The following is a 24,030-nucleotide window of genomic DNA, read 5'->3' on the forward strand; positions in this document are numbered from 1 at the left end:
AAAATAAATTCAAATGATGTAAAGAGGCTTCAAAGCCTTGATGTACTTGAAAACAGGCTGTGAGGCCTGTTTTTTTATTAATCCTATAAAAAAAGTCGGGTTGACTTATGTTAGAATTGTGCTAAAATTTACTACAAATCTAAAAACTTATCAAGAGCGGCTGAGGGACTGGACCTATGAAGCCCGGCAACCTGCATAGTTTGTAAGGTGCTACTTCCAGCAAAATGAATTCCATTTTGAAAGATAAGGGCTACATGCTGTTCCTGTCTTTCTTTCCGCCGGATTGAAAGTTTTTTATTTTAAGAGGTAAAAAGGCTATCTGTATATCAGCAGCCGCGAATCACATTACATGGGAAAAGACAACCGGCAGAAAGCTACTGTTTGTTTGTCTCCGAAAGGAGGAAAGAAGAAATGTTAACGTATGATAATTGGGAAGAACCAACGATTACATTTCCGGAAGACGATCCTTATAAAGGAGCGCTGTCAGTTTTAAAATGGGCATACGGCCATTACGGCGATCAGCTTGTTTATGCTTGCAGTTTCGGAATTGAGGGAATCGTTCTGATTGACTTAATTTATAAAGTGAAAAAAGACGCAGAGATTGTGTTTCTTGATACAGGACTTCATTTTAAAGAAACCTATGAAACAATTGAACGAGTGAAAGAGCGTTATCCGGGTCTTAATATCATCCTGAAAAAACCAGATCTCACCCTTGAGGAACAAGCCGAAGAACATGGTGACAAACTGTGGGAAAGAGAGCCGAATCAGTGCTGCTATCTTAGAAAGGTTGTTCCTTTAAGAGAGACGCTTTCAGGACATCCAGCCTGGCTTTCCGGCCTGCGCCGTGATCAAGGGCCAAGCCGTGCCAATACGAATTTCTTAAACAAAGATGAAAAATTCAAGTCAGTAAAAGTTTGCCCGCTTATCCATTGGACTTGGAAAGACATTTGGAGATACACATCCCGGAATGAACTGGACTACAATCCGCTTCATGACCAAGGATATCCAAGTATTGGCTGTGCGCCTTGCACTGCTCCCGCTTTTACGGCAGAGGATTTGCGCTCAGGCAGATGGAATGGTATGGCGAAAACAGAATGCGGACTGCATGAATAAGGAGCTGCAAAATGGAATTAGCCGCTATTTTATTTAGCTTGTTTTTCGCGATGAATATTGGTGCAAGCGGCGCTGCAGCTTCGATGGGAGTTGCTTACGGCTCCGGAGCCATCAAAAAGAAAACCTACGCTTTGACCCTATGCGCAGTCGGTGTCTTTGCCGGGGCGGTCATTGGCGGAGGCGAGGTTGTAAAAACAATCAGCTCCGGCATTATTCCTGAGCAGACGATTACACTGACGATTGTTTGCATCATTATTGGAGCTGCTGCCCTGTCGCTCTTTACTGCTAATCTGCTCGGCATTCCTTTGTCGACAAGTGAAGTAACAGTCGGCGCGGTTGTCGGCGTGGGAGTGGCTTATAAAGTATTGTTTGTGAACAATCTTCTGATCATTGTGTCATTTTGGGTTTTTGTCCCGCTGTTTGCTTTCGGCTTCACCTATTTCGTATCTAAGCTGTTTCGTTATTTTAAGATTGAAGTAAAATCTTCTAAAAAGCAAAAAATCCTCGGCATTGTTTTGTTAGTTGCCGGATTTTTCGAAGCATTCTCTGCCGGCATGAATAACGTGGCGAATGCTGTTGGCCCGTTAGTAGCTGCCGGTGTGCTTGATGTCGGAAAAGGAACCTTGTATGGAGGAGCTTTTGTTGCTCTTGGCGCACTGTTATTAGGCCGGCGAGTGCTAGAAACAAACGGGAAGAAAATTACGAGATTCTCCAAAGGGGAAGGCATTCTCTTATCCGGTACAGGAGCGGGACTGGTGATCATCAGTTCTGTATTTGGGATGCCGGTGCCCTTGGCGCAAGTCACGTCATCGTCTATTATCGGAATAGGCATGGCAAAAAACGGTCCGAACGTGTTCCATAAACAAGTTGTTCAAACGATGCTGAAGGTATGGATCGTATCGCCGTTTTTATCTTTATCGATTTCTTATCTGCTTGTATCCTTGTTTTTAAAAGCAGATTATTATTCGATCTTTATCATGGTAAGTGTGCTTTTAGCGGCGGGCGGTGCCATCAGCCTGACAAAGGCCATTCGTAAAGAGAGACGCTCAGTCCACGAACAAGGCGGGGGAATCTGATCATTAATCTGAGTAATTTTATAAGTTAACTAGGAGGAGATGGATATTATGAGCTTAGCACCACACGGAGGAACATTAGTAAACAGAGTAGATGAATCATATGATGTGAGCGGCATTCAAAAAGAAATTGAACTTGATTTAATTTCTTTCGCGGATTTGGAATTGATCGGTATCGGTGCATACAGCCCGATTGAAGGTTTCTTTAATGAAAAAGATTACGTATCTGTGGTCGAAAACATGCGTCTTTCTTCCGGCGTTGTCTGGTCTCTTCCAATCACGCTTCCGGTCGATGCGCAAAAAGCAGCGGAACTGTCACTTGGTGAAACGGTAAAGTTAACGTATGAAGGAGAAACATACGGCGTTATCCAAATCGAAGACCTGTACGTGCCTGACAAACAAAAAGAAGCTGTCAATGTGTACAAAACAGATGAACAGGAGCATCCTGGTGTTAAAAAGCTGTTCAGCCGCGGCAATACATATGTCGGCGGGCCGATTACGTTGATTAAAAAAGCTTCAAAACAGTTCCCTGAATTTACATTTGAACCGTTAGAAACGAGACGCCAGTTTGCGGAAAAAGGCTGGGAAACCATTGTCGGTTTCCAAACAAGAAACCCTGTTCACAGAGCGCATGAATACATTCAAAAAACGGCTCTTGAAACAGTAGACGGCTTGTTCTTGAATCCGTTAGTAGGTGAAACAAAATCTGATGACATTCCAGCTGATGTACGGATGGAAAGCTACCAAGTGCTTCTTGATCATTATTACCCGAAAGATCGCGTTTTCCTTGGTGTCTTTTTAGCGGCGATGCGTTATGCAGGCCCGAGAGAAGCAATTTTCCACGCGCTTGTCAGAAAGAACTACGGCTGCACACATTTCATCGTCGGCCGTGATCATGCAGGTGTAGGTGACTATTACGGAACATACGAAGCACAGGAGCTGTTTGACACATTTAAACCTGAAGAACTCGGGATTACGCCGCTGAAATTTGAGCACAGCTTCTTCTGTAAAAAATGCGGAAATATGGGAACAGCGAAAACATGCCCTCATGGCAGAGAGCATCACGTCATTTTATCAGGCACTAAGGTAAGAGGTATGCTGAGAGACGGTGTGCTGCCGCCTGCTGAATTCAGTCGAAAAGAAGTCGTAGAAGTGTTAATCAAAGGGATGAAGAAAAAAGAAGAAGTAGGCGTATCTTAAGGAGGACTGGCAGTGACAAATCGCGATATTGTATGGCATGAAGCCTCTATCACAAAAGAAGAGTACCAGCAAAAAAACAAGCATAAAAGCTCCATTCTCTGGCTGACAGGGTTAAGCGGCTCAGGCAAATCAACCATTGCCAACGCCGCTGCGAGAGAATTGTTTGAGCAAGGCTACCAAGTGATTGTGCTGGACGGGGATAATATCCGTCACGGCTTAAATAAGGATCTTGGTTTTTCTGATGAAGACCGAAAAGAAAACATCCGCCGAATCGGAGAGGTGGCAAAGCTTTTTGTTCAGCAGGGAACCATTGTGATTACTGCTTTTATCTCTCCTTTCCGCGAGGACAGACAACAGGTTCGCGAGCTTGTGGAAGCGGGCGAATTTAATGAAGTCTACATTAAATGCGACCTTGATATTTGTGAACAAAGAGATCCGAAAGGGCTTTACAAAAAAGCAAGAAACGGCGAGATTCCGTTTTTTACAGGAATTGATTCTCCTTATGAAGAACCGGAAGCTCCAGAGCTCGTTCTTGATTCAGGACAACATGACCGTGAAGCGTGTAAAAATCAGCTGATCGAGTTTGTTAAACAAAAATTGAGCTGAATATGATCTGCTGCGTTCTTCTCAGGTGCCGGAATGCGAGCGAGAACATCATCACAGCGAATGCTCTGGAAGAACTCGAATAGATCGGGGGAAATACGATGGGGAAAGTATATATTGTAGGAGCGGGTCCCGGTGACCCTGATCTGCTGACAATTAAAGCGCTGAAAGCCATTGAAAAAGCTGATGTCATCTTATATGACAGATTAGTAAATAAAGAGATTTTACAATATGCCAAAGAGCAAGCAGACCTGATCTACTGCGGGAAGCTTCCGGATTTTCATACGATGAAGCAGGAAACCATCAATCGATTTCTTGTGAAGTATGCGCAAAAAGGGAAAATGGTTGTCAGACTGAAAGGCGGAGACCCTTTTGTGTTCGGCAGAGGAGGGGAAGAAGCGGAATGCCTCTCTGAAAATGGAATTCCGTTTGAAATCATTCCCGGCATTACGTCTGGAATCGCGGCAGCCGCTTATGCCGGGATTCCTGTTACTCATCGGGAGGCGGGCTCTAACGTCGCTTTTGTAACGGGTCATTATAAAAAAGAAGAAGATTTTGAGGAAAAGTGGAAAGCGCTGGCTACAGGAATTGATACACTTGTCATCTATATGGGTATCAAAAACGTGCAGCAGATTGAAAGAAAACTCCTTGAAAACGGCAGGGACGGTTCTACGCCGGCAGCCTTTATTCATTGGGGAACAACGGACAAGCAAAAATCTGTTTTTTGTACAGTTGACACCCTTTCAGAAACGGTGATAAAAGAAAACATTACAAATCCGAGTTTAATTGTCATTGGAAATGTTGTAAATTATCACTATAAGCTGGAATGGTTTGAATCTGAACTGAAAAAACAAGATTTAAGCGAGGCGTTGTAAAAATGAAACAAGCAATTTTATATGTCGGCCACGGCAGCCGGGTCAAAAAAGCGCAGCAAGAAGCCGCAGCCTTTTTGGAAGGATGCAAGGCCCACATCTCTGTGCCAGTACAAGAAATCAGCTTTTTAGAGCTTCAGGAGCCGACAATTGAGACAGGATTTGAAGCATGTGTGAAGCAAGGCGCCACTCATATCGCAGTGGTGCCTCTGCTTCTTTTAACAGCTGCGCATGCAAAACATGATATTCCGGAAGAAATTGCCCGTGCTGCATCTCGATATCCGTCAGTCCGCATTTCATACGGAAAGCCGATCGGGATTGACGAAGAAGTAGTCAAGGCTGTATATCACCGAATGAAAGACATAGGTGTTCCATATGAAAATGCCAGAGTGGTACTCATCGGAAGGGGAAGTTCAGATCCAGATGTCAAAAGAGACGTAACCGGTATTGCTAATCTTCTTCAGGAAATGATTCCAGTCAAGGAAGTCATTCCGTGCTTTTTGACAGCATGCGGCCCTAATTACAAAGAGGTTTTTTCAGAACTTAAAAAAGATGACGGCATAACAACCTTTATCGTTCCATATTTGCTCTTTACGGGTATGCTGATGAATGAAATCGAACGAGAGGTTCAGAAATTAAAAGCTCATAATCCGAACGTCTACCTCTCTTCCTATATCGGTTTTCATCCTCATGTAAAAAACGCGTTTTTGAACCGTGTGAGAGAAACTGCGGCAAATCCTGAGGGACAATTTGATTTTGATGGAGGTTCATATGCTTCCGCTGCACATTAGCCTGGAAAAGAAGAATGTTGTCATTGCGGGGGGCGGAAGCATCGCTCTCAGAAGGCTGAAAACGGTGATTTCTGAGGGAGCTGATATAACGCTCGTCAGTCCGGATGTTGAACCGGAAATCAAGCAAATGGCAGAAGAGCGATGTATCAAATGGGAAAAACGGACAATTGAAAAAGAAGATTATCTCAATGCTTTCTTAATTATTGCCGCGACGGATAATGCGGCAGTGAACAAAGAAATTGCCCAATCCGCTTCGCCTTTTCAGCTTGTCAATTGTGTCAGTGACGCTGAGCTTGGCAATGTATATATGCCGAAAATCGTAAAAAGAGGGCATGTCACTGTGTCTGTTTCTACAAGCGGAGCCAGTCCAAAGCACACGAAAGAGCTTGCTGAAAACGTGGATAAGCTGATTGACGGCGATTTTATTGCTGAAGTGAACAGGCTTTATCAGGTGAGAAGAAAGAAATAAGCCAGAGCATACAAATGCTCTGGCTTTTCTTTATGCGGCTCAGCTTTTTTTGAGCTTGATGACAGTATCAGCATCAGGCGTGACAAAGACGGTATGCTGGCTGTCATAGGTGACGAAACCGGGTTTCGCGCCGTTTGGTTTTTTGACATGTCTGATTTTTGTATAATCTACAGGCACTGAACTTGAATCTTTAGCTTTTGAAAAATAAGCTGCAATTGTCGCGGCTTCCATGATTGTTTGCTCATCCGGTTCGCTGCTTCTGATCACAACGTGGGAGCCTGGAATGTCCTTCGTGTGAAGCCAGATATCGTCTCTGGCCGCCACTCTTGTCGTTAAATATTCATTTTGACGATTGTTCTTACCCACTAAAATTGTCAGCCCTGAGGTGGATTCATATGTTTCTAACACCGGATTGTGCGGTTTTTGCTTTTTCTGGCCTTTTTGCTGCTTAGGGCGTAAATATTTGCCCTCTACAAGCTCTTCCCTGATTTCGCTGATATCCCGGGGAGAAGCGGACGAAAGCTGCTGAATCAGCTGATCAAAATATTCGATCTCTTCCTGTGCCAGCCTGATTTGCTCCTCGACAACTGCGACCGAATTTTTCGCTTTCTGATACTTCGTGAAATAGGCCTGTGCGTTTTCAGAAGGCGTTTTGTTCGGGTTTAAAGGAATCGTGATTGTCGGGCTTTCTTCATCATAATAATTGATGACCTCAGCCTGTTTATCACCTTTTTTCAGCATATATAAATTAGCGGTTAAAAGCTCCCCGTAAAGCTGAAATTCCTTCGCGTTTTCCGAATACTCCAAGGTTTTCTCTAATTTTTTAATTTTGTTGGCATTCTTCTTCCGTTCGTTCACAACAAAACGCTCAAGATCCTGAGCCTGCTGTTTGACCCGGTCTCGTTCAGCTTTTCCGAAATAAAAACGGTCGAGCAGTTCGCTTAATGAATCAAAACGGCGCGCTTCGCCCTTTAGATGAGTCAGCTCCAGCAGATAAAAATATTCCTTTCCGTTTACAGTCGTAATGTTGGGAATGAAACGGTGCTCTTTCACTTCGGCAAACAGTGCCAGCAACGCTTTTGGCAGTGTGACTTTGTTGGCAAGGCCTGCTCTGTGAACTGCTTCTTTGGCGAAAAGCGGAGACACGCCTGAAAAGTGGTCGACAATTTGTTTATCAAGCCTTCCTTCTTGAAAGCTGAGGTGACGCAAAATATCATCTTCTGACACCTCAAGAGGCGATATTTTGTCCTGAGCAGGCGGAAGCTTATAATCTTGGCCGGGCAGTACTGTACGGTAGCTGTTCATTGACGGTGATAAATGCTTAAGTCCGTCGATAATCACATTTTCTGCTGCGTCAGTCAAAATGATATTGCTGTGGCGGCCCATAATTTCTACATAAAGCTTTCGTACGGTTTCATCGCCAATTTCGTTTCGGCTTTTGATATGAAAAATCATAATGCGGTCTAAGTCCGCTTGTTCAATTTTCTCAATGAATCCGCCTTCGATATGCTTTCTCAGCAACATGCAAAACATTGGCGGTTCGCTTGGATTTTCATAAGCTTGTGCCGTGATATGCACCCGTGAATAGCTCGGATGTGCCGATAATAATAGTTTTTGGTTTTTTCCCTTGGCACGGATGTGGAAAATCACATCGTGCTTATATGGCTGATGGACTTTTGTAATTCGTCCGCCCATTATTTTCTCGTTAAGTTCGTGTGTCATTCCGTATGTAAACATGCCATCAAACGACATATGCAATACACCCTCTCATTCTTCCTGCATTCGATAATTATAGCATGAAATGGGACGAGTCAGAATAAGCATGCTTATAGAGTGATATCTCTATAAGAGAGCAGGGGAGTGGACGAGCGGAATGAAGTTTCATGAAATGGGACAAACAGATTTACTAGAGGCAACCAATACGTCCATGAAACAAGGATTAACTGAAAAAGAGGTAAAAAAACGTCTTGACAAGCATGGACCAAACGAGCTGCAAGAAGGGAAAAAAACTTCAGCGCTTCTCTTGTTTTTCGCGCAGTTCAAAGATTTTATGGTGCTTGTGCTTCTGGCGGCAACGTTAATCTCAGGATTTCTTGGTGAATATGTAGATGCGGTTGCGATTATTGCGATTGTGTTTGTGAATGGCATACTCGGTTTCTTTCAAGAAAGGCGTGCTGAGCAATCTCTTCAGGCTTTAAAAGAGCTTTCAACACCGCATGTCATGGCACTCAGGGAAGGAAGCTGGACAAAGATTCCTTCTAAGGAACTTGTGCCGGGGGATATTGTGAAATTTACGAGCGGGGACAGAATTGGCGCAGACGTTCGAATTGTTGAAGCGAGAAGCCTTGAAATAGAAGAATCAGCGCTGACCGGGGAATCAATCCCGGTTGTGAAGCATGCTGATAAATTGAAAAAACCTGATGTTTCACTTGGCGATATTACCAATATGGCATTTATGGGAACGATTGTGACCCGCGGCAGCGGTGTCGGGGTTGTCGTCGGGACAGGAATGAATACGGCTATGGGGAAAATTGCCGACATGCTTGAATCGGCAGGGACATTGTCAACCCCGCTGCAAAGAAGACTGGAGCAGCTCGGGAAGATTTTGATTGTTGTTGCATTGCTTCTGACCGTACTTGTCGTTGCTGTCGGTGTTATTCAGGGTCATGATCTATACAGTATGTTTTTAGCAGGTGTCTCGTTAGCGGTAGCCGCTATTCCGGAGGGGCTGCCGGCGATTGTGACAGTGGCGCTTTCGCTTGGTGTACAGAGGATGATTAAACAAAAATCCATTGTTAGAAAGCTTCCTGCTGTTGAAACGCTTGGGTGTGCGTCTATCATTTGCTCAGATAAAACAGGGACAATGACCCAAAACAAAATGACAGTGACGCATGTCTGGTCCGGAGGGAAAACATGGAGAGTGGCAGGGGCCGGCTATGAACCGAAAGGAAGCTTCACACTAAACGAAAAAGAGATCAGTGTCAATGAACATAAGCCGCTTCAGCAGATGCTTCTGTTCGGAGCGCTTTGTAACAACTCCAATATTGAGAAAAGAGACGGCGAATATGTGCTTGACGGAGATCCGACAGAGGGAGCGCTGCTCACCGCGGCAAGAAAAGGCGGTTTTTCAAAGGAGTTTGTTGAATCAAACTACCGGGTGATCGAAGAATTTCCGTTTGATTCTGCACGGAAAATGATGACTGTCATCGTAGAGGATCAAGACAGAAAGCGTTATATCATTACAAAAGGTGCACCGGATGTACTGATGCAGCGATCTTCCCGTATTTATTATGACGGCTCAGCGGCTCTTTTTTCAAATGAAAGAAAAGCAGAAACAGAGGCGGTATTAAGACATTTGGCATCACAGGCGCTCAGAACGATAGCGGTCGCCTACAGGCCAATAAAAGCAGGCGAAACACCGTCAATGGAACAGGCGGAAAAAGATCTGACCATGCTTGGCCTTTCAGGTATCATTGATCCCCCGCGGCCGGAAGTCAGACAGGCGATAAAAGAATGCCGTGAAGCAGGAATTAAGACCGTTATGATAACAGGTGATCATGTAGAAACCGCTAAAGCGATAGCGAAAGACTTGCGCCTCCTTCCGAAAAGCGGCAAAATCATGGACGGCAAGATGCTGAATGAACTTTCTCAAGAAGAGCTTTCTCATGTGGTGGAGGATGTATATGTATTTGCCCGCGTTTCCCCTGAACATAAACTAAAAATCGTAAAAGCCTATCAGGAGAACGGGCATATTGTGGCGATGACGGGAGACGGCGTCAATGATGCTCCTGCCATTAAACAAGCTGATATCGGCGTCTCTATGGGTATTACCGGGACAGATGTGGCCAAAGAAGCATCATCTCTTGTTCTCGTAGATGATAATTTTGCGACGATTAAATCAGCGATAAAAGAAGGCAGGAACATCTACGAAAATATCAGGAAGTTTATCAGATACCTGTTGGCGTCTAACGTCGGAGAAATCCTTGTCATGCTGTTTGCGATGCTGCTTGCCCTTCCTTTACCGCTGGTTCCGATTCAGATTTTGTGGGTCAACTTGGTGACGGACGGATTGCCGGCAATGGCGCTCGGCATGGATCAGCCGGAAGGAGACGTCATGAAGCGCAAGCCCCGTCATCCGAAAGAAGGGGTATTTGCCCGCAAGCTAGGATGGAAGGTCGTTTCCAGAGGATTTTTAATCGGAGTTGCCACTATTTTAGCGTTTATCATTGTGTACCACCGCAATCCGGAAAACTTGGCTTATGCCCAGACGATCGCGTTTGCCACATTGGTGCTCGCTCAGCTTATTCACGTGTTTGACTGCCGCAGCGAAACTTCTGTTTTCTCTAGAAATCCGTTTCAAAACCTGTATTTAATCGGCGCGGTATTGTCATCCATTTTGCTGATGCTTGTAGTAATCTACTATCCGCCGCTTCAGCCGATTTTCCATACTGTAGCCATCACGCCGGGGGACTGGATGCTCGTCATCGGTATGTCCGCCATCCCTACTTTTTTGCTGGCGGGGTCACTTTTAACAAGAAAAAAATAAATTCATATGATATAATCTTAGGGGTAATAGCGTGTCTATTGCCCTTTTATTATGAGAACAGGGAAGAATTGGGTGTTTTAAAATGATACGAAGTATGACAGGCTTCGGCAGTGCAAGCAAAACACAAGACGATCTCTCTGTAAGCGTTGAACTTAAATCTGTGAACTACAGATTTAAAGAAGTGAACGCTCGTTTGCCAAGGCCTTTGCTATATTTTGAAGATAAGCTGAAACAGACCATTCTGCAGCATATTCAGCGCGGAAGAATTGAGCTTTTCGTATCCGTTGACAGCGATATGCTTGTTGAGAAAAGGCTTGAAATTGATTGGCCGCTGCTCGATGAGTTTGTCGCAGCCGCGAGAGATATGAAGAAGCGGTATCAATTGTCTGCAGAGCCCGATGTAATGGATTTCTTTAAGCTTGATCATGTCGTCCAGGTTCATGAAGAACAGACGCAAAATGACAAGCTGGAGGCGTTGATCATCGATGCTGCAGAAGAAGCGGTAAAAGGTCTCTGTGAAATGCGTGAAAAAGAGGGGCTGCTCTTAGCGAAAGACTGCCTGATGCATATTGATCAGCTTGAAGAGCTGGTGAGAGAAACTGAATTGCTGGCTGCAGATGTCGTATCTCGTTACCGGGAACGGCTGTACGCCAGAATCAAAGAATGGACTGAAGACGTATTAGACGAGAGCCGGCTTGTAACAGAATGCGCTATTTTTGCAGACCGCTCTGATATCACTGAAGAGATTACAAGACTGAAGAGCCACTTCGCCCAGTTTCGTGATATATTAGCTAGTGGCGGAGCTGTCGGGCGCAAACTCGACTTTCTTGTTCAGGAGCTCAATCGGGAAGCAAATACGATCGGCTCAAAAGCAAATGATCATCAGATCACAAAGCTTGTCGTTGAAATGAAAAGTTCTATTGAAAAAATAAAAGAACAAGTGCAAAATATAGAATAGTGACTGTGCGTATTGTTTACAGACGGTCTTACTAGGCTAAACTAGAGACGTCTATTTTACAGGGGGAACGTAGAAGATGACGATTAAACTGATTAATATCGGATTTGGCAATATCATCTCCGCCAATCGGATGATTTCGATTGTCAGCCCGGAGTCTGCGCCAATCAAACGGATGATTCAGGATGCAAGAGACCGCGGAATGCTAATTGACGCTACATACGGACGAAGAACCCGTGCAGTTGTCGTCATGGATAGTGATCACATTATCTTATCTGCCGTCCAGCCTGAGACAGTTGCACACAGACTTTCTGTTAAAGAAGAAATTATGGATGAAGGGCAGGGGTAATTGCCGCATGAAAGAAAGAGGGTTATTAATCGTTCTCTCAGGTCCCTCAGGAGTTGGTAAAGGAACGGTTCGACAAGCGATCTTTTCGCAGGAAGACACAAAATTTGAATATTCGATTTCAGTAACCACAAGAAGTCCAAGAGAGGGCGAAGTGAACGGAGTCGATTATTTTTTCAAAACAAGAGACGAATTCGAGCAAATGATTGCGGACAACAAGCTGCTTGAATGGGCAGAGTATGTCGGCAATTATTACGGCACGCCAGTCGATTATGTTGAACAGACGCTTCAAGATGGAAAAGACGTCTTTTTAGAAATTGAAGTTCAAGGGGCTCTTCAAGTGAGAAATGCTTTCCCGGAAGGCCTGTTTATTTTCCTTGCGCCTCCAAGCCTTTCTGAACTGAAAAACAGAATCGTGACACGAGGCACAGAAACAGACGCTCTGATTGAAAATCGAATGAAAGCTGCAAAAGCTGAGATCGAAATGATGGATGCTTATGACTATGTCGTTGAAAACGATAATGTCGAAACGGCTTGCGATAAAATCAAAGCAATCGTTCTTGCTGAACATTTGAAGCGTGAACGCGTTGCACCAAGATATAAGAAAATGCTGGAGGTTGAATAATCAATGTTAGATCCGTCAATTGATTCTTTAATGAATAAATTAGATTCAAAATATACGCTCGTGACTGTTTCTGCGAGACGCGCCCGTGAAATGCAAATCAAAAAAGACCAAATGATTGAACATACGATTTCACACAAATATGTAGGCAAAGCTTTAGAAGAAATTGATGCAGGCCTGCTTTCGTTTGAAAAGGAAGACCGCGAATAGTAGCACAAGTAGCAACCTATATCATGTAGGTTGTTATTTTTTTCCGTGCGGTTTTGTAAAGTGCAGAGGGGGAGAATTCATTGCTAAACAATCGAAATGTGTTACTTTGCGTGAGCGGAGGCATCGCTGTTTATAAAGCCTGTGCGTTAACGAGCAAGCTGGTTCAGGCAGGAGCAAATGTCAAAGTGATTATGACTGAATCCGCTTGCCGATTCGTTTCACCGCTGACATTTCAGGCATTGAGCCGCCACGAAGTCTATACAGATACATTTAAAGAACAAAATCCAAGCGTTATTTCTCATATTGATGCCGCAGACTGGGCCGACTTGATTATCGTAGCGCCGGCTACGGCTAATGTGATTGGAAAACTGGCAAACGGCATCGCTGATGATATGCTGACGACAACATTGTTGGCAGCAACGGCTCCCGTTTGGATCGCGCCGGCAATGAACGTTCATATGTATGACCACCCGGCAGTCAAACGAAACATTTCTGTTCTTTATCAGGACGGTTATCGTTTTATTGAGCCAAGTGAGGGCTATTTAGCATGCGGTTACGTAGGAAAAGGCAGATTGGAAGAGCCGGAAAACATCGTAAAGCTGGCCGAAAAACATTTTGCTAAAGAAACATCCGCTCCTTTAGAAGGCAAGCATGTGGTCATTACAGCCGGCCCAACGCGGGAAGCGGTTGATCCTGTCCGGTTTTTTACCAATAAATCGACGGGCAAAATGGGCTACGCATTAGCGGAGGCTGCTGTTCAGCTCGGCGCACGGGTAACCTTAATTTCTGGGCCTGTTTCACTTGATCAGCCTAAAGGCCTTGCTGAGTTTATCCCTGTTCAATCGGCTGCGGATATGCGCGAAGCTGTGCTCTCTGTGTATGACGCAAGCGATATAGTCATTAAAACAGCTGCGGTAGCCGATTTTACGCCGAAAACAGTATTTGACCATAAAATGAAAAAACAAGACGGCGGCATGACCTTAGAACTGAAAAGAACAGTCGATATTTTGAAAGAATTGGGCGAGAAAAAGAAAGAGCAGATTTTGGTCGGATTTGCCGCCGAAACACAAGACATTGAACACTATGCACGTAAAAAGCTCGCCGCTAAAAACCTTGATTTGATTGTGGCAAATGATGTGAAAGCAAATGGGGCCGGTTTTGGTGCTGATACGAATATCGTGACAATCTTTTTCAAAGACGGGCATAAACGCGAACTCCCGATCATGTCTAAGCTCGATGTTTCTTTTGAAATCCTTCAGGAGATCGCAGCCCTCTCAAAACAAACCGGAGAGCGCTCATGAATTTTGCAGAAGTCATCGTTGATGTCAGCACCAAAAATATAGACAGGCCTTTTGATTATAAAATCCCAGACCATCTCAAGGGCATGATCAAAACGGGGATGCGGGTCATTGTTCCATTTGGCCCCCGTAAGATTCAAGGGTTTGTGACAGCAGTCAAAGAAACATCTGACCTATCGGGGAAATCTGTCAAGGAAGTAGAGGATTTATTAGATCTTACACCTGTTCTGACAGAAGAGCTTATGGATCTGTCATCATGGCTGTCAGACAAAACGCTGTCTTTTAAAATAACGGCGCTTCAAGCAATGCTGCCTGCCGCCTTAAAGGCGAAATATGAAAAAGAATTAAAAATTGCACACGGCGCCGATCTTCCGCCGCAAGTGGAACGGCTGTTTTCTGAAACAAAGACGCTGCTGTATTCAGATATACCCGATCATGATACGCTGAAACTGATTCAAAGGCATGTTCAAAAAGGGGACATTGACGTGACGTATAAAGTCGCGCAAAAAACCAATAAAAAAATGGTCAGGCATATTCAGGCAAATGCGAGTAAAGAAGAGCTTGCTAAGCAGGCTGAGGGATTGTCCCGCCAAGCAGCAAAACAGCAGGCGATTCTTCACTTTCTCATCTCTGAGCCGGAAGGTGTGAAAATTCCTGCGGCGCAATTGTGCAAAAAAACGGACACGAGCTCTGCAACCATCAAAACCCTTATCCAAAAAGGGCTTTTGAAGGAAAGCTATGAAGAGGTTTATAGAGATCCCTATCAGGACAAAATGTTCAAAAAAACAGAGCCCCTGCCGCTGACAGACGAACAGAGGGCTGCCTTCGAGCCCATACGCGAGACATTGGACAGCGATGAGCATAAAGTGTTCCTCCTTCACGGCGTGACAGGAAGCGGAAAAACGGAAATTTATCTGCAATCAATTGAAAAAGTACTGGCGAAAGGAAAAGAAGCCATCGTCCTCGTACCCGAAATATCGCTGACGCCGCAAATGGTCAACCGCTTCAAGGGCCGCTTCGGCTCCCAGGTGGCAGTCATGCACAGCGGTTTATCCACAGGAGAAAAATATGACGAGTGGCGTAAAATCCACCGGAAGGAAGTACGGCTTGTCGTCGGTGCCAGATCCGCCATTTTTGCTCCGTTTGAAAATCTCGGAATGATAATCATCGATGAAGAACACGAGTCTTCCTATAAACAGGAAGAAATGCCGCGCTATCATGCGAAAGAGGTGGCAATCAAGCGGGCTGAGCATCACAGCTGCCCGGTTGTATTAGGGAGTGCTACGCCGACATTAGAATCATATGCAAGAGCGCAAAAGGGCGTATACGAGCTTCTTTCACTGAAGCACCGTGTTAACCATCGGGTGATGCCCGAGGTTTCGCTTGTCGATATGAGAGAGGAGCTTAGAAACGGCAATCGCTCGATGTTTTCGGTTGAATTGATGGAAAAGCTTGAAGAAACGATTGCAAAGGGTGAGCAGGCGGTGCTGTTTTTAAATAAGAGGGGCTATTCTTCCTTTGTGATGTGCAGGGATTGCGGCTATGTCCCGCAATGCCCGCACTGCGACATTTCCATGACGTATCATCGTTACGGCCAAAGGCTGAAATGCCATTATTGCGGACATGAAGAGCCTGTTCCGCACACTTGTCCTGAATGCGCAAGCGAGCATATCCGCTTTTTCGGAACGGGAACACAGCGAGTGGAGGAAGAGCTGACAAAAGTGCTGCCAAGTGCGAGAGTGATTCGGATGGATGTTGACACGACATCACGGAAAGGCGCCCATGAAAAATTACTGTCAGCTTTCGGAGAAGGAAAAGCGGATATTCTTCTCGGAACGCAAATGATCGCGAAAGGGCTTGATTTTCCGAATGTCACGCTTGTCGGAGTGTTAAGTGCTGATACAACACTTCATATTCCTGATTTCAGATCGGCTGAAAAAACATTTCAGCTGTTAACGCAAGTCAGCGGCCGGGCAGGCAGGCATGAAAAGCCCGGCCATGTCATCATTCAAACGTATACACCGTCTCATTACAGTATCCAGCTGACGAAAACACACGATTATGAAACGTTCTATCAGCATGAAATGGCGCACAGGAGAGAGCAATCCTATCCGCCATACTACTATTTGGCTCTTGTGACTGTTTCTCATGAGGAAGTGGCGAAAGCAGCGGTTACAGCTGAAAAAATCGCTCATTTTTTGAAAGCAAACTGCGGAGCTGACACGAAAATTCTCGGACCAAGCGCGTCGCCGATAGCCAGGATCAAAGATAGATATCGCTATCAATGCGTGATAAAATACAAACAGGAAACCCAGTTATCCGCTCTATTGAAGAAGATACTGGAACATTATAAACGCGAAATTGAACAAAAACATGTAATGATTTCAATTGATATGAATCCTTATATGATGATGTAAGATCTCACGTCTTGGAGGGTAACAAATTGGCAGTAAAAAAGGTCGTCACACATCCTGCGGAGGTTTTGGAAACACCTGCGGAAACCGTGACTGTTTTTGATAAAAAGCTAAAAAAGCTGCTTGATGATATGTACGACACCATGCTTGAAATGGATGGTGTCGGACTGGCAGCGCCGCAAATCGGCATTTTAAAAAGAGCGGCCGTTGTAGACATCGGGGATGACAGAGGGAGAATTGATCTGGTTAATCCTGAAATTTTAGAAAAAAGCGGCGAGCAAACCGGAATTGAAGGATGCTTGAGCTTTCCTGGCGTCTATGGTGATGTCACACGTGCCGATTATGTCAAAGTGCGTGCGTTTAACCGTCAGGGAAAACCGTTCATTCTGGAAGCGCGAGGCTTTTTAGCAAGAGCCGTGCAGCATGAAATGGACCACTTAGACGGTGTGTTGTTTACATCTAAAATAAGTAAATACTATACAGAAGATGAACTAGCGGATATGGAAGGATGATTTGATGACGAGAATCATATTTATGGGAACGCCGGATTTTTCAGTTCCTGTTTTAAGAACCCTGATTGAGGACGGGTATGAAGTAGTGGGGGTCGTCACACAGCCGGACCGTCCGAAGGGCAGAAAAAAAGTACTGACACCTCCTCCGGTCAAGGAAGAGGCATTGCGCCACGGCATCCCGGTTCTTCAGCCGGAAAAAGTCAGATTGACAGAAGAAATTGAGAAAGTGCTGGCATTAAAGCCTGACCTGATTGTAACGGCGGCATTCGGACAAATTTTGCCTAAAGAGCTTCTCGACAGTCCAAAATACGGCTGCATTAACGTTCACGCATCCCTTTTGCCGGAACTGCGTGGCGGTGCTCCGATCCATTATTCCATTCTGCAGGGAAAGAAGAAAACCGGGGTTACCATTATGTATATGGTAGAAAAATTGGATGCGGGCGATATGATCTCAAAAGTGGAAGTGGACATTGAAGAAACCGACAATGTCGGAACACTGCACGATAAATTAAGCGTTGCTGGCGCGAAGCTATTGTCTGAAACGGTTCCAAACGTTATTGCCGGCAGCATTTCACCTGAAAAGCAGGATGAAGAGAAAGCGACATACGCGCCTAATATCAAAAGAGAGCAAGAGCTTCTCGACTGGTCCAGAACGGGCGAAGAGCTTTACAACCAGATCCGCGGCTTAAATCCTTGGCCTGTTGCTTATACGACTCTAAACGGACAAAACTTGAAAGTATGGGCGTCGAAAAAAACACCCGCACCAACCAAAGCTGAGCCCGGCACAGTCGTTGCGGTGGAAAAGGAAGGGATTATCGTTGCCACAGGTAACGAGACGGCTCTGTTATTAACCGAACTTCAGCCGGCCGGCAAAAAACGCATGAAAGGCGAGGACTTTGTGCGAGGCGCTCATGTTGAAGCCGGTGATGTGTTAGGAGTAAACAATGAAAAAAACTAGTGTTCGTGACATCGCCCTTGAGGCGCTGATCAAATTAGAACAAAACCAGGCATACAGCAACCTGCTGCTGAAATCGGTCATTAAATCAAATGAACTGAGTGATCAGGACAGAGGGCTTTTGACTGAACTTGTCTATGGTACATTACAAAATAAGATCGCGCTTGATTATATGCTTAAACTGTTTATCAATAAGCCTCAAAAGGTAAAGGCGTGGGTGATTCAGCTACTTCGCCTATCCTTATATCAAATGGAGTATTTAGAGAAGATTCCAGACAGGGCAGCCATCCATGAAGCGGTTGAGATTGCTAAAATCCGCGGACACAAAGGCATTGCTTCATTTGTCAACGGCGTGCTCCGTTCTATTCAGCGCGAGGGTGTTCCATCCTTTGACGCGATCGAAGATCCTGTACGCCGGCTGGCGACAGAAACAAGCCATCCGGAATGGCTTGTGAAAGAGTGGGCGGATGCGTATGGATTTGAAGCTGCGGAAAAGATTTGCCGCATCCATCTCATTCCGCCGAAGCAGACGCTGCGTGTCAATCAAATGAAAGCAGACAGAGCTGAGCTGCTTGACCAAATGGCTGCTGAGGGAATCGAAGTTGAAAAAGGCGACCTCGCTGAAGATGCTGTGAAGCTCTTAAAGGGAACAATTGCCGGAACTCATTTCTTCCAAAACGGCGAAGTTTCCATCCAGGATGAGAGCTCCATGCTCGTCGCCCGCGCCCTTGACCCTAAGCCTGATGAAACAGTGCTTGACGCGTGTGCGGCGCCTGGCGGAAAGTCGGCTCATATCGCAGAATTAATGAAGAACAAGGGGAGCGTTACGTCGCTTGATCTTCACAAACATAAAGTGAAGCTAATCAAAGAAGCGGCAGATCGGCTTGGCCTGACAATCATTCATGCGGAAACAATGGATGCAAGAAAAGCAGGGGAAACGTTTGAAAACGAACAGTTTGACCGAATATTGGTCGATGCCCCGTGCTCAGGTTTCGGTGTTATCAGAAGAAAGCCGGACATGAAATACACGAAAAAGCCTGACGACAGCGCTCGTCTAGCTGAAATCCAGCTGTCGATCTTGAGGGAAATCGCACCATTAGTAAAAAAAGGTGGCACTCTTGTCTACAGTACGTGTACAATGGACCGGACAGAAAATGATGAAGTAATACATGCGTTTATACAAGAACATCCTGATTTTGAACCCGATTTGTCTCTTGAAAAGCGGCTGCCTGAAAAGGTGAGACCCTTTGTTCGGGATGGAAGGCTTCAAATCCTTCCTCATTATTTCGGAACAGATGGTTTCTTTATTTGCAGCATGAGAAAGAAGGGATAAGCAATGGCAGAACTTAATAAAACAAAAGTAAGAAAAGAATTGCGGACAGAGCGTCCGTCTATTTATTCTTTTGAATTAGATGAAATTAAACAATGGCTGACAGACAACGGAGAGAAACCGTTCCGTGCGGCTCAGATCTTTGAATGGCTATATGAAAAACGCGTATCTTCTTTTGAAGAAATGACAAACCTCTCAAAGGATCTGCGTGAGAAATTAAACACTCACTTTGTGTTAACAACACTGAAAACGGCTGTTAAACAAACCTCTCAAGACGGTACGATGAAATTTTTGTTTGAGCTTCATGACGGTTATACCATCGAAACCGTTTTAATGAGACACGAGTATGGCAATTCTGTATGTGTAACGACACAAGTCGGCTGCCGTATTGGCTGCACATTCTGCGCGTCAACGCTTGGAGGCTTAAAACGAAACCTTGAAGCAGGGGAAATTGTCGCTCAAGTAGTCAAAGTGCAAAAAGCTCTTGATGAAACGGATGAACGTGTCAGCTCTGTAGTGATCATGGGAATCGGCGAACCTTTTGATAACTTTAACGAAATGCTCGCTTTCTTGAAAATCATTAACCATGACAAGGGCCTGAATATCGGTGCTCGCCATATTACGGTCTCTACGAGTGGAATCATCCCGAAAATTTACGAATTTGCTGATCAGCAAATGCAGATTAACTTTGCAATTTCTCTGCACGCGCCGAACACAGAAATCAGAAGCCGTTTGATGCCGATTAACAGAGCATATAAACTGCCTGATCTAATGGAAGCCGTTAAATATTATATTAATAAAACAGGACGCCGTATCAGCTTTGAATACGGGCTGTTCGGAGGCGTAAACGACCAGGTGGAACACGCCGAAGAGCTTGCCGACTTGCTGGAAGGAGTCAAATGCCACGTGAACTTGATTCCGGTAAACTACGTGCCTGAACGGGACTATGTGCGCACACCGCGTGATCAGATTTTTGCTTTTGAAAAAACGCTGAAATCCCGCGGAGTAAATGTCACAATCCGAAGAGAGCAAGGACATGACATTGACGCAGCCTGCGGTCAGCTTCGCGCGAAGGAGCGTCAAGACGAGACGAGGTGATGAGGGTTGTTAACAGCCTTAAAAACAGATACAGGAAAAATCCGCCAGCATAATGAAGATGATGCGGGGATATTCAAGGGGAAAGATGAATTTATATTAGCGGTTGTCGCTGATGGCATGGGCGGCCATCTTGCTGGAGATGTTGCGAGCAAGATGGCTGTGAAAGCCATGGGGGAGAAATGGAATGAAGCAGAGACGATTCCAACTGCGCCCTCGGAATGTGAAAAATGGCTCATTGAACAGATTCTTTCGGTAAACAGCAAAATATACGATCACGCTCAAGCCCACGAAGAATGCCAAGGCATGGGGACGACGATTGTATGTGCACTTTTTACGGGGAAAACGGTTTCTGTTGCCCATATCGGAGACAGCAGATGCTATTTGCTTCAGGACGATGATTTCGTTCAAGTGACAGAAGACCATTCGCTTGTAAATGAACTGGTTCGCACTGGAGAGATCTCCAGAGAAGACGCTGAACATCATCCTCGAAAAAATGTGTTGACGAAGGCGCTTGGAACAGACCAGTCAGTCAGCATTGACACCCGTTCCTTTGATATAGAACCCGGAGACAAACTGCTTCTATGTTCTGACGGACTGACGAATAAAGTGGAAGGCACTGAATTAAAAGACATCCTGCAAAGCGATTCAGCTCCTCAGGAAAAAGTAAACCTGCTTGTGGACAAAGCCAATCAGAATGGCGGGGAAGACAACATTACAGCAGTTTTGCTTGAGCTTGCTTTACAAGTTGAAGAGGGTGAAGATCAGTGCTAATCGGCAAGCGGATCAGCGGGCGTTACCAAATTCTCCGCGTTATAGGCGGCGGGGGAATGGCCAACGTGTATTTAGCTGAGGATATCATTCTAGACCGTGAAGTCGCAATTAAAATCCTGCGGTTTGACTATGCAAATGACAATGAATTTATCAGGCGTTTCCGCAGAGAAGCCCAATCCGCATCAAGCCTCGATCACCCGAATATTGTCAGCATTTATGATTTGGGCGAGGAAGATGATATTTATTATATTGTCATGGAATACGTTGAAGGCATGACGCTTAAAGAATACATAACAGCAAATGGGCCGCTTCACCCTAAAGAAGCGCTGAACATCATGGAGCAAATTGTCTCAGCCATCGCTCATGCCCATCAAAACCAGATTGTTCACAGAGACATCAAGCCGCATAACATTTTGATTGATCATATGGGAAATATCAAAGTAACGGATTTTGGAATTGCGACGGCACTAAGTTCGACCACAATCACCCATACCAATTCAGTTCTGGGCTCGGTCCATTACTTATCACCTGAACAGGCCCGGGGCGGCTTAGCCACAAAGAAATCGGATATTTATGCGCTTGGAATCGTTCTATTTGAGCTTTTAACCGGCCGTATTCCGTTTGATGGAGAGTCAGCAGTCAGCATCGCCTTGAAGCATCTTCAAGCGGAAACTCCTTCGGCAAAAAGGTGGAATCCATCGGTCCCCCAAAGCGTTGAAAACATCATACTCAAGGCAACTGCCAAAGATCCTTTTCATCGCTACGAAACGGCTGAAGACATGGAAGCAGACATAAAAACAGCTTTTGATGCCGACAGACTCAATGAAAAGAGATTTACGATTCAAGAAGATGAAGAAATGACAAAAGCGATACCTATCATTAAAGATGAAGAACTCGCTAAAGCTGCTGGCGAAAAAGAAGCTGAAGTGACAACCGCACAAGAAAACAAAACAAAGAAGAACGGCAAAAGAAAAAAGTGGCCGTGGGTTTTGCTCACGATATGCCTCGTTTTTATCACAGCTGGAATTCTTGCTGTCACTGTTTTTCCGTCGCTTTTCATGCCTAAGGATGTCAAATTACCTGATGTCTCCGGAATGGAATACGAAAAAGCCGCAGGGCTCTTGGAAAAAGAAGGTTTACAGGTTGATTCCGAGGTGTTGGAAATCTCAGATGAAAAAATTGAAGAGGGCCTGATGGTAAAAACGGATCCTAAAGCGGATACCACAGTCAAAGAAGGCGCCACGGTCACCCTTTATAAGAGCACCGGAAAAGCAAAAACGGAGATCGGTGATGTGACAGGCCAAACGGTCGACCAGGCAAAAAAAGCGTTGAAGGACCAAGGGTTTAAACATGTAACGGTAAATGAAGTGAATGACGAGAAAAACGCGGGCACTGTCATTGACCAAAATCCTTCAGCAGGGACTGAGCTTGTCCCAAGTGAAGATCAAGTCAAACTTACAGTCAGTATCGGACCCGAAGACATTACGCTTAGAGACTTGAAAACCTACAGTAAAGAAGCAGCGTCTGGATATCTGGAAGACAACGGATTAAAGCTTGTAGAAAAAGAAGCATACTCAGATGATGTTCCAGAAGGACAGGTTGTCAAACAAAAACCAGCAGCAGGTACGGCAGTAAAGCCGGGAAACGAAGTTGAAGTGACGTTCTCTCTCGGACCAGAGAAAAAACCTGCGAAAACAGTGAAAGAAAAGGTCAAGATCCCCTACGAACCAGAAAATGAAGGGGACGAGCTTCAAGTGCAAATCGCGGTTGACGATGCGGATCACAGCATCTCTGACACTTACGAAGAATTTAAGATAAAAGAGCCGACTGAACGAACGATCGAACTAAAGATTGAACCCGGCCAAAAAGGGTACTATCAAGTAATGGTAAACAATAAAGTTGTCAGCTACAAAACCATTGAGTATCCGAAAGATGAATAACAAGGAGGGAAAATATGCCTGAGGGCAAAATTATTAAGGCGCTAAGCGGCTTTTACTATGTACTGGATGAATCAGAGGATTCAGATAAAGTAATACAATGCAGAGGAAGAGGCATTTTCAGAAAAAACAAAATTACCCCTCTTGTCGGTGATTACGTTGTGTATCAAGCTGAAAATGACAAAGAAGGGTATCTAATGGAAATTAAAGAAAGAACCAACGAGCTTATCAGGCCGCCAATTTGCAACGTTGATCAAGCGGTCCTTGTTTTCTCAGCGGTTCAGCCTTCTTTCAGCACGGCATTGCTCGACCGCTTCCTGGTTCTCGTTGAGGCCAATGATATTCAGCCGATTATATGCATTACTAAAATGGATCTGATTGAAGATCAAGATACAGAAGATACGATACAAGCCTATGCAGAAGACTATCGGAATATTGGTTATGACGTATACCTTACCTCCTCTAAGGACCAAGACAGTTTAGCGGACATCATCCCGCATTTTCAGGATAAAACAACGGTATTTGCCGGTCAGTCCGGTGTTGGGAAATCTTCGCTTCTCAACGCGATCAGTCCGGAGCTCGGATTAAGAACAAACGAGATTTCCGAGCATTTGGGCCGCGGGAAACACACAACCCGCCACGTAGAGCTGATTCACACGTCCGGAGGTTTGGTTGCAGATACACCGGGATTCAGCTCGCTTGAATTTACAGACATTGAGGAAGAAGAGCTGGGCTATACCTTCCCTGATATCAGAGAAAAAAGCTCTTCATGCAAATTTAGAGGCTGTTTACATCTGAAAGAGCCGAAATGTGCGGTGAAACAAGCTGTTGAAGACGGGGAATTAAAGCAGTATCGCTATGACCATTATGTTGAATTTATGACGGAGATTAAAGACAGAAAGCCGAGGTATTAGC

General features: G+C 45.0%; 22 protein-coding genes and 1 riboswitch. Of the genes, 21 read left to right on the plus strand and 1 reads right to left on the minus strand.

The genetic code is table 11. From position 1 onward, the window contains the following. Positions 1-144: 144 nt before the first annotated feature. Positions 145-250: riboswitch (SAM riboswitch) on the plus strand. A gap of 161 nt (positions 251-411) precedes the next feature. The 7 genes from AC07VD_RS08970 (at position 412) to sirC (ending at position 6,121) form a co-directional block, all read left to right on the plus strand. Next, positions 412-1,113 (plus strand): phosphoadenylyl-sulfate reductase, encoded by a 702-nt coding sequence (locus AC07VD_RS08970; protein ID WP_042975738.1) that lies wholly within the window; start codon positions 412-414, stop codon positions 1,111-1,113. Positions 1,114-1,124: 11 nt separating this feature from the next. After that, the gene (cysP, locus tag AC07VD_RS08975) at positions 1,125-2,189 is read left to right on the plus strand and encodes a sulfate permease (protein WP_494721702.1); all 1,065 of its coding nucleotides are present in this window, start codon (positions 1,125-1,127) and stop codon (positions 2,187-2,189) included. Positions 2,190-2,237: 48 nt separating this feature from the next. After that, positions 2,238-3,386: a sulfate adenylyltransferase gene (sat, locus tag AC07VD_RS08980; protein ID WP_014479751.1), complete on the plus strand. Its 1,149-nt coding sequence runs from the start codon at positions 2,238-2,240 to the stop codon at positions 3,384-3,386. Between the two features lie 12 nt (positions 3,387-3,398). Further along, on the plus strand, positions 3,399-3,992 hold the full coding sequence (gene cysC / locus AC07VD_RS08985) for an adenylyl-sulfate kinase (RefSeq protein WP_015252120.1): 594 nt from the start codon (positions 3,399-3,401) through the stop codon (positions 3,990-3,992). A gap of 98 nt (positions 3,993-4,090) precedes the next feature. Beyond that, positions 4,091-4,864, plus strand: a complete 774-nt coding sequence (gene cobA, locus AC07VD_RS08990) for a uroporphyrinogen-III C-methyltransferase (protein ID WP_029946173.1) — start codon at positions 4,091-4,093, stop codon at positions 4,862-4,864. Between the two features lie 2 nt (positions 4,865-4,866). After that, the gene (gene sirB / locus AC07VD_RS08995) at positions 4,867-5,652 is read left to right on the plus strand and encodes a sirohydrochlorin chelatase (protein ID WP_041337938.1); all 786 of its coding nucleotides are present in this window, start codon (positions 4,867-4,869) and stop codon (positions 5,650-5,652) included. Beyond that, on the plus strand, positions 5,633-6,121 hold the full coding sequence (gene sirC / locus AC07VD_RS09000; RefSeq protein ID WP_494721703.1) for a precorrin-2 dehydrogenase: 489 nt from the start codon (positions 5,633-5,635) through the stop codon (positions 6,119-6,121). Before sirB ends, sirC begins: the two co-directional genes overlap by 20 nt. Before the next feature lie 39 nt (positions 6,122-6,160). On the opposite strand, the gene rqcH is transcribed toward sirC, so the two are convergent. Further along, positions 6,161-7,873: an Rqc2 family fibronectin-binding protein gene (rqcH, locus tag AC07VD_RS09005; RefSeq protein WP_212129458.1), complete on the minus strand. Its 1,713-nt coding sequence runs from the start codon at positions 7,871-7,873 to the stop codon at positions 6,161-6,163. 121 nt (positions 7,874-7,994) lie between these two features. Here rqcH and AC07VD_RS09010 point away from each other — a divergent pair, with 121 nt between their 5' ends. The 14 genes from AC07VD_RS09010 (at position 7,995) to rsgA (ending at position 24,029) form a co-directional block, all read left to right on the plus strand. Further along, the gene (locus tag AC07VD_RS09010) at positions 7,995-10,667 is read left to right on the plus strand and encodes a calcium-translocating P-type ATPase, SERCA-type (protein ID WP_014476772.1); all 2,673 of its coding nucleotides are present in this window, start codon (positions 7,995-7,997) and stop codon (positions 10,665-10,667) included. Positions 10,668-10,749: 82 nt separating this feature from the next. Further along, on the plus strand, positions 10,750-11,625 hold the full coding sequence (locus tag AC07VD_RS09015; RefSeq protein ID WP_009967215.1) for a YicC/YloC family endoribonuclease: 876 nt from the start codon (positions 10,750-10,752) through the stop codon (positions 11,623-11,625). Positions 11,626-11,701: 76 nt separating this feature from the next. Beyond that, on the plus strand, positions 11,702-11,971 hold the full coding sequence (remA, locus tag AC07VD_RS09020; protein ID WP_003154355.1) for an extracellular matrix/biofilm regulator RemA: 270 nt from the start codon (positions 11,702-11,704) through the stop codon (positions 11,969-11,971). Positions 11,972-11,978: 7 nt separating this feature from the next. Further along, the gene (gene gmk, locus AC07VD_RS09025; RefSeq protein ID WP_003232083.1) at positions 11,979-12,593 is read left to right on the plus strand and encodes a guanylate kinase; all 615 of its coding nucleotides are present in this window, start codon (positions 11,979-11,981) and stop codon (positions 12,591-12,593) included. A gap of 3 nt (positions 12,594-12,596) precedes the next feature. Beyond that, positions 12,597-12,800, plus strand: a complete 204-nt coding sequence (rpoZ, locus tag AC07VD_RS09030) for a DNA-directed RNA polymerase subunit omega (RefSeq protein WP_003221520.1) — start codon at positions 12,597-12,599, stop codon at positions 12,798-12,800. Between the two features lie 80 nt (positions 12,801-12,880). Further along, complete coding sequence (gene coaBC, locus AC07VD_RS09035) at positions 12,881-14,101, plus strand: bifunctional phosphopantothenoylcysteine decarboxylase/phosphopantothenate--cysteine ligase CoaBC (protein ID WP_151870247.1); 1,221 nt, start codon at positions 12,881-12,883, stop codon at positions 14,099-14,101. Then, complete coding sequence (gene priA, locus AC07VD_RS09040) at positions 14,098-16,515, plus strand: primosomal protein N' (protein WP_024573069.1); 2,418 nt, start codon at positions 14,098-14,100, stop codon at positions 16,513-16,515. The genes coaBC and priA overlap by 4 nt, the downstream gene beginning before the upstream one ends. Positions 16,516-16,541: 26 nt before the next feature. Then, positions 16,542-17,024, plus strand: coding sequence for a peptide deformylase (def, locus tag AC07VD_RS09045; protein WP_015383630.1), 483 nt, complete (start codon positions 16,542-16,544; stop codon positions 17,022-17,024). A gap of 4 nt (positions 17,025-17,028) precedes the next feature. After that, on the plus strand, positions 17,029-17,982 hold the full coding sequence (gene fmt / locus AC07VD_RS09050; protein ID WP_124059843.1) for a methionyl-tRNA formyltransferase: 954 nt from the start codon (positions 17,029-17,031) through the stop codon (positions 17,980-17,982). Continuing rightward, positions 17,969-19,312: a 16S rRNA (cytosine(967)-C(5))-methyltransferase RsmB gene (rsmB, locus tag AC07VD_RS09055; protein ID WP_124059844.1), complete on the plus strand. Its 1,344-nt coding sequence runs from the start codon at positions 17,969-17,971 to the stop codon at positions 19,310-19,312. The genes fmt and rsmB overlap by 14 nt, the downstream gene beginning before the upstream one ends. A gap of 3 nt (positions 19,313-19,315) precedes the next feature. After that, a complete protein-coding gene (rlmN, locus tag AC07VD_RS09060) occupies positions 19,316-20,407 on the plus strand; it encodes a dual-specificity RNA methyltransferase RlmN (RefSeq protein WP_014476780.1) in 1,092 nt (363 codons plus the stop codon). Positions 20,408-20,413: 6 nt separating this feature from the next. Then, a complete protein-coding gene (gene prpC / locus AC07VD_RS09065) occupies positions 20,414-21,178 on the plus strand; it encodes a protein-serine/threonine phosphatase PrpC (RefSeq protein WP_014479762.1) in 765 nt (254 codons plus the stop codon). Continuing rightward, positions 21,172-23,118 carry a serine/threonine protein kinase PrkC gene (gene prkC / locus AC07VD_RS09070; RefSeq protein WP_124059845.1) on the plus strand — a complete coding sequence of 649 codons (1,947 nt, stop codon included), beginning with the start codon at positions 21,172-21,174 and terminating at the stop codon, positions 23,116-23,118. The genes prpC and prkC overlap by 7 nt, the downstream gene beginning before the upstream one ends. Before the next feature lie 14 nt (positions 23,119-23,132). Then, complete coding sequence (gene rsgA / locus AC07VD_RS09075) at positions 23,133-24,029, plus strand: ribosome small subunit-dependent GTPase A (RefSeq protein ID WP_003232060.1); 897 nt, start codon at positions 23,133-23,135, stop codon at positions 24,027-24,029. The last annotated feature ends 1 nt before the right edge of the window (position 24,030 follow it).

It is taken from the genome of Bacillus sp. GW821-FHT01G09 (assembly GCF_059422205.1).

Bases quoted from the DNA above. Each gene is read 5' to 3' on its own strand.
- AC07VD_RS08970 (WP_042975738.1), top strand. From the start codon at position 412: ATGTTAACGTATGATAATTGGGAAGAACCAACGATTACATTTCCGGAA.
- cysP (WP_494721702.1), top strand. From the start codon at position 1,125: ATGGAATTAGCCGCTATTTTATTTAGCTTGTTTTTCGCGATGAATATT.
- sat (WP_014479751.1), top strand. From the start codon at position 2,238: ATGAGCTTAGCACCACACGGAGGAACATTAGTAAACAGAGTAGATGAA.
- cobA (WP_029946173.1), top strand. From the start codon at position 4,091: ATGGGGAAAGTATATATTGTAGGAGCGGGTCCCGGTGACCCTGATCTG.
- sirB (WP_041337938.1), top strand. From the start codon at position 4,867: ATGAAACAAGCAATTTTATATGTCGGCCACGGCAGCCGGGTCAAAAAA.
- sirC (WP_494721703.1), top strand. From the start codon at position 5,633: ATGCTTCCGCTGCACATTAGCCTGGAAAAGAAGAATGTTGTCATTGCG.
- rqcH (WP_212129458.1), bottom strand. From the start codon at position 7,873: ATGTCGTTTGATGGCATGTTTACATACGGAATGACACACGAACTTAAC.
- AC07VD_RS09010 (WP_014476772.1), top strand. From the start codon at position 7,995: ATGAAGTTTCATGAAATGGGACAAACAGATTTACTAGAGGCAACCAAT.
- AC07VD_RS09015 (WP_009967215.1), top strand. From the start codon at position 10,750: ATGATACGAAGTATGACAGGCTTCGGCAGTGCAAGCAAAACACAAGAC.
- remA (WP_003154355.1), top strand. From the start codon at position 11,702: ATGACGATTAAACTGATTAATATCGGATTTGGCAATATCATCTCCGCC.
- gmk (WP_003232083.1), top strand. From the start codon at position 11,979: ATGAAAGAAAGAGGGTTATTAATCGTTCTCTCAGGTCCCTCAGGAGTT.
- rpoZ (WP_003221520.1), top strand. From the start codon at position 12,597: ATGTTAGATCCGTCAATTGATTCTTTAATGAATAAATTAGATTCAAAA.
- priA (WP_024573069.1), top strand. From the start codon at position 14,098: ATGAATTTTGCAGAAGTCATCGTTGATGTCAGCACCAAAAATATAGAC.
- fmt (WP_124059843.1), top strand. From the start codon at position 17,029: ATGACGAGAATCATATTTATGGGAACGCCGGATTTTTCAGTTCCTGTT.
- rsmB (WP_124059844.1), top strand. From the start codon at position 17,969: ATGAAAAAAACTAGTGTTCGTGACATCGCCCTTGAGGCGCTGATCAAA.
- rlmN (WP_014476780.1), top strand. From the start codon at position 19,316: ATGGCAGAACTTAATAAAACAAAAGTAAGAAAAGAATTGCGGACAGAG.
- rsgA (WP_003232060.1), top strand. From the start codon at position 23,133: ATGCCTGAGGGCAAAATTATTAAGGCGCTAAGCGGCTTTTACTATGTA.